Below are 534 nucleotides of genomic sequence, written 5' to 3' on the forward strand. Positions count from 1 at the left end.
GCGTTGGTCACGGCCATCAGCGGCGTGTGCAGCGCGGGCGTGACGGTCCACACCACGTGGTAGCCCACGTAGATGGCCAGCACGAAGATGATGAGGTTGATGACGGTATGGGAAACGGGATCCATGATTTCTTCTCCTCGCGTGGGTGCTGGGGGCGGCTTATTTCTTCGTGACCTGGCCGTCCTGCGCAACGCGGCAGGCAGCGACGATGTCGTCCTCGAGGTCGATCTTCAGGCCGCCCTCCTTGGTGACGATGAGCTTGAGGAAGTCGAGCACGTTGCGCGCATAGAGCGCCGACGCGTCGGCCGCCACCAGCGCCGGCAGGTTGGTCTCGCCCACGATGGTCACGCCGTGCTTGACCACCGTCTTGTCGGCCTCCGACAGCGGGCAGTTGCCGCCGATGCCGTCCGCGCCCTTGCCGGCCGCGATGTCGACGATCACCGAGCCGGGCTTCATGGCCTTGACCATGTCCTCGGTGATGAGCGTGGGCGCGGCGCGTCCGGGAATGAGCGCGGTGCTGATGACGATGTCGGC

General features: G+C 65.9%; 1 protein-coding gene and 1 pseudogene. Both read right to left on the reverse strand.

The window, feature by feature from the left end:
• On the reverse strand, positions 1 to 125 hold a 125-nt coding region (locus tag AC1DSC_RS32675; RefSeq protein WP_478132099.1), incomplete at its 3' end, for a proton-translocating transhydrogenase family protein.
• A gap of 34 nt (positions 126 to 159) precedes the next feature.
• Positions 160 to 534: pseudogene (locus AC1DSC_RS32680) on the reverse strand (NAD(P)(+) transhydrogenase (Re/Si-specific) subunit alpha); the annotation flags it as partial.

The sequence above is a fragment of the Variovorax sp. 01N425 genome, assembly GCF_056399465.1.